Annotated in this window: 4 protein-coding genes and 2 pseudogenes; all 6 read right to left on the bottom strand. The window is 50.0% G+C overall.

Going from position 1 to position 4,487, the window contains the following annotated elements:
* Positions 1-509: 509 nt before the first annotated feature.
* Positions 510-1,244: a VENN motif pre-toxin domain-containing protein gene (locus SJI19_RS24285; protein ID WP_323480807.1), complete on the bottom strand. Its 735-nt coding sequence runs from the start codon at positions 1,242-1,244 to the stop codon at positions 510-512.
* 621 nt (positions 1,245-1,865) lie between these two features.
* Positions 1,866-2,150 (bottom strand): annotated as a pseudogene (locus tag SJI19_RS24280) (hemagglutinin repeat-containing protein); the annotation flags it as partial.
* A 70-nt stretch (positions 2,151-2,220) separates the two neighbouring features.
* A complete protein-coding gene (locus tag SJI19_RS24275) occupies positions 2,221-2,472 on the bottom strand; it encodes a hypothetical protein (RefSeq protein ID WP_323480805.1) in 252 nt (83 codons plus the stop codon).
* Positions 2,469-3,278 (bottom strand): hypothetical protein, encoded by an 810-nt coding sequence (locus tag SJI19_RS24270; protein WP_323480804.1) that lies wholly within the window; start codon positions 3,276-3,278, stop codon positions 2,469-2,471. The genes SJI19_RS24275 and SJI19_RS24270 overlap by 4 nt, the downstream gene beginning before the upstream one ends.
* 255 nt (positions 3,279-3,533) lie before the next feature.
* Positions 3,534-4,040 carry a contact-dependent growth inhibition system immunity protein gene (locus SJI19_RS24265; RefSeq protein WP_323480806.1) on the bottom strand — a complete coding sequence of 169 codons (507 nt, stop codon included), beginning with the start codon at positions 4,038-4,040 and terminating at the stop codon, positions 3,534-3,536.
* A pseudogene (locus SJI19_RS24260) lies at positions 4,040-4,487 on the bottom strand (hypothetical protein); the annotation flags it as partial. The gene SJI19_RS24265 and the pseudogene SJI19_RS24260, both read right to left, overlap by 1 nt.

Here is a 4,487-nt window from a genome sequence, read left to right as displayed (position 1 = left end):
CAGATGTATTTCCAAAAAATCGGTCACAACACTGATATCGCTAAAAAATTTCTTGAACAACAGATCATGAGGTGTGGGAGATGTTTTCATTGACGCACTGTAATAGCGTCAACCTCTACCGAGGTTAAACGTCATCCGGGCCATGTGGAGCAAATCATAATTCTTAGAAGCGTTTCACAACGTAATGAAACGCCACCGCTATTTCTTTCACTGATTTATCCATAATGCTTTGATACCAATATAATGACGCTCACCCGGTGCACCGATAAAGAGCAATACGCCGCTGATTGTGAATACAAGAGGCGTTGTTGAATAAATCGGTTTTGATCAGAAAATCGTTTAATTATTCAGATTAGATTAACTTAAAATCAATCAGTTACAGATTACCATGTTCCATAAGCACACATCAAAATGACTACATTTCGATTTATTCAACAACGCCTTTTGCACCTTGCAAGGAGCTGGTAGCTGAAATGTCGCTACTGGCTCTCTTTATTAATCTTGACGCTTCAGCCACATCCCCCTTTTTTAAGCGCCGTTTCTGCTGTCTTAATCGCCTTACCTGCCGCATCACCTACACCCGGGATCAGTCCAATAGCAGCCGCAACGTAATCAAGAGCTGACTGTGCTTCAGCAAAACTTTTGATATCACCTACAACAGGCACAAAATCAGCACCTGTTAACGCCGTTTCTTTCAACGCTTCACGCCGTTCCGTGTACATCTTGACCGAGCAGGCTTCGGCGCTCATTCCGCCGCAGTTTGCCTTTCTATAGCGCTCGTTTTCGGCCTCAACGTACTCACCCGCCTTCTGCTCCAGCGCCTTACCTTCAGACTGCGCCTGCGCAATATCACTCAGCGAGTTATTCTCCACCTCATTCTTCGCCGTATTGGCCCCGCTGCCCACCCCGGACAATCCACCGCCAACCACGCCCCCGGCTACTGAACCCGCTATCACCACTAAGTTATCGATGACCTGTTTTTGGTCTTCCGTGAGTGTGTCGTTCGGGCCACTGTTGAATATCAGGCGGGCCAGCTTTTCGGCGGTACTCGCAGAGGCTGCGCTGGCCAGCGCGCCCGCGGCGCCTGCCGTCGCGTTGCCGCCTTGTGCGGCTGCCAAAAATGCGCCCAGTGCGGTGTGCAATACCACCCGTAGCGGCTCATCTTCGGCGCTAATCTGTTTGACCAGATTGGCCAGGTAAGGCGCGACCGCACCCACCGCCGCACCTTGGACATTACCGCCCATCAGACCGGCCAGCGCGCTGGTGAACGACGCACTCATCGTCCAGTACTTGCCGCCGATGCTGTAATCTTTAACTATCGCTTGATAGGCCGGGTCGTTGGCGATCGCCCGCGTGATCTGCTCGGGGGTGTAGCCCAGGGCTGCGTATTTGGTGATGATGCGCGTTTGCGCATCGCTTTGGAGTTTTTGCTGCAGCATGCCCATCGCCTGGGCGCTGGATCTCCAGCCGGTCGGTGACCTTATCCTTGTTAAAACCGTCCTTGACACTGCCGTTGGCGGTCTGCGTATCCCCGTGGGAATGCTGCTGGTGGAGACCCCGACCGCATATCCCGAACCTTGATAATCCGAGACATTGGCGATATCGCGCCACCCCAGGATGCCGGTTTGTAGCTGGTTTTTATCCGCCGGCGCCGTCGAGGCAATCACTCCGCCGTCAAGCTGGGTGTGATCCTTGACGATAATGTGATAACCGCCGCTGCCGGCTTTTATGCCACTTTGCTCGGCAACCAAGGCGTAGTGATTGTTCAGGATCTGCTGGCTGAGGTTGGCGTTGCCTGCCACGGCCTGTCCCAGGCAGATGGGCGGCACGCAGATGCTGATATTGATACCGGCGCTGGTGCTTTTACTGTTGTAGGTGGCGGTGTCCTGCACGCTGCTGACGGTTAAGTTGCCGCCGCCGCTGGTCAGCGTCAGTGAGTTAGACGCCGTGACGTGGCTGTTCTGGTGGGTCAGCGTAGCGCCGTTTTCCGTCGAGTGCTGTCCGCTGGCGGAAAGCTCGATGGTAAAACCGTTCTGATTGCCCCCTAGCCCAAAACCCACACCTACCCCGGCGTGGGAGCCGCTGCTGCTACCGGTGACGCGCTGTTCGTTCTGCGCGGCGCTCAGCGACAGGGCATCCCCCGCACTGAGCGATACATCCCGCCCGCGAAGACATTACTCAACAGTGTGTCCGTCAAATTTGGGTAGATTCAGTTTCGCCTTAGAGCAAGCGCCTTCTATTCACCACATCCATAAGCGCCTCAAGTTCTCGACCATAACTGTTCGGCTCAAAATTTTCTTCTATGCCATTCATTAGAAATTCATTAGAAATTAACTCGCAGAGCTCACCTATCTCATCTGACGATATAGTCCCATAAAATAATTTTTCAGCCAGAGACAATTGGAACTCTCCGGCCAAGCTGCACAACTCTAATAAGAGCTGCCATTGTGCACTAGTTAAGACGTTTTTCATTTTCCCGTCCCCGAAGATGACTTAGCCCAACCGGTAACAACCTTACCTTCCACATTGACCACAATGACTGCGTCAGTCCCCGTATACCTGAATGTTGGACCGTACTTTGAAGGAACATATTCGATCTTTAGAGGATTAGACCAGGCGTTAGTCAGTGCAGACTGGCTAACGCCAATTCCGCCATCCCGCCCTGCAATTTGCTCTAAAGCATGGTTTGAATAACCTGTAATATTGGTTGGCGCCCTCGCTCTCGCTGCCTGCTCAGCCACCATTTGCATATTGAGCCTAGCTGCATTAATTGCACTACCCGCTCCAGAGTTACTATTTATTACAGTGGACCCAACCTCCCCTGCTGGCATTGTACCAACTCCCAGTCCCAGCCAGCCTAGCCCTGAACCGGTCTGCTCATTGCCTTTGGCATTCGCACACACCGACCAACTCAAACCCTGGCATGAGTTCAGCCACTCTTGCGCTGTAATGGCTCCCGTGTCACGGCTGGTATTGATAAGTTCCGGGTCGACACCGGCTTGTCGCAGTGCGGCGTATTCTCCGTCATCCGCTTTGCCATCCAGTAATGCCTGCGCTGCCCCCTGATCGCCGCTCTGCATCGCTAGGCCCAACGCTTCCTTATTGGCATTGGAGCGCGCGTTCATTTCTTTCTGTACCGCTATCTGACAGGCTGCGTGGCTGCCACCGGCGGCAAGACAGTCACTTAGCTTTTTGGCTAATAATGCCGGTTCGCCTTTAGTGAGTAAGTTATTCTCAACAACAACTTTTTTCGACGAAATTGTTGTGAGTGCATGCACTTTTTACTTTTTTAAATCAGCATCTTACAATCAATTTTCGTCTGTGCATTTCAGTAGTGGTAAATTTTTGCCCCGACGCATCTTTGTCCCCCGGACACGCTACCGCCCCGCCGTGGCATCCTGCCTGCACCCGTTCATCTTATTCAAGTGCTGTTGTCATTACCATTTATCAGATGTAGTCGCTAAGACTTTTAAAGTACGAAATTAACTGATTATAAAGGTGAAAATTCCGCCAGATGAGGGCGGGATTTCTAATTAGCCTTTGCAGCGACTGAGTGCCAACCGCAGCCCTGCACCGATTTCGGCTGGGGAACTGTCTGCCGAAAACACCACATAATCAGATTCACTGATCCTATCACTACTCCACCAGGCTTCCAGTTTTTCATGAAATGAAGGGCGGATGGTAATAATATTATTTACTAGATGGATGCCATATTTTTTCATATTTTTAAACAGTGCACGTTTGGTTTTATATCCATATTTTTCCATCAATATAGCTATCCAGACTGCATATTTTTCTTTACCTTTCTCAAGATCAAAAAACTCCACACGTTCTGCAAGCTCGGTTAATATCCGGCTGTCAGACAATGCTTGTAAGATCGCCTTCCCCAGGCTTTTATCATCTACATCAGGCAGTAATAAATGGGATGGAAACAGGGGATCTCTTCCTGTCATACCTAATCCTGAATAAGTTTCAACATTCAAAAATTCATTTGTAACAAAGGTATTAGCCCAATAGTCCTGATCTTTATTAAATTTCATCATTTCACCTGCGTTACCGTTACTTTTATACCCTGAGTTTGGCCATATTCAATAGCCCGATTTATTTCTGTCCACTGGGTTTTAGTCGTATTAGCAGGAACAGCGAGTTGTATCTCTCTGTTAGAAATCATTGATGGAGTTAATTCTCGGCCAGCGAGTGCATACTCTTTAAACTTAGCCGCCGCATCAATATTTCCCTTAATCGAACTGTAAACCTGATTTGGATTAGCCAGCTTCGCCATCGTCTGCGTATCCATTGATTTCGCACTCACTGCGGTTTTGGTTGCGCCATCATTAATAGTCAAACGTTTTAAAGTTCGGTGGCAGGCGGGCATCCGCTGGTAACGAAGTCCCTACATAGTCTTCCCACGGCATTCCCTGCTTCATGTTACCCTGGCCCCATTTCATGCCTACGTCTGCGGCACTAACGGTAGCCGTTGCTGTATT

Origin of the sequence: Acerihabitans sp. TG2 (genome assembly GCF_035013185.1) — a bacterium.
Taxonomy (GTDB): Bacteria; Pseudomonadota; Gammaproteobacteria; order Enterobacterales; family Enterobacteriaceae; genus Acerihabitans.
This window is presented reverse-complemented; position numbering and strand designations above follow the sequence as displayed.

What these genes read in the sequence shown, in the direction of transcription:
- SJI19_RS24275 (WP_323480805.1), bottom strand. Translation starts at nt 2,472, where the DNA reads ATGAAAAACGTCTTAACTAGTGCACAATGGCAGCTCTTATTAGAGTTG.
- SJI19_RS24285 (WP_323480807.1), bottom strand. Translation starts at nt 1,244, where the DNA reads ATGGGCGGTAATGTCCAAGGTGCGGCGGTGGGTGCGGTCGCGCCTTAC.
- SJI19_RS24265 (WP_323480806.1), bottom strand. Translation starts at nt 4,040, where the DNA reads ATGAAATTTAATAAAGATCAGGACTATTGGGCTAATACCTTTGTTACA.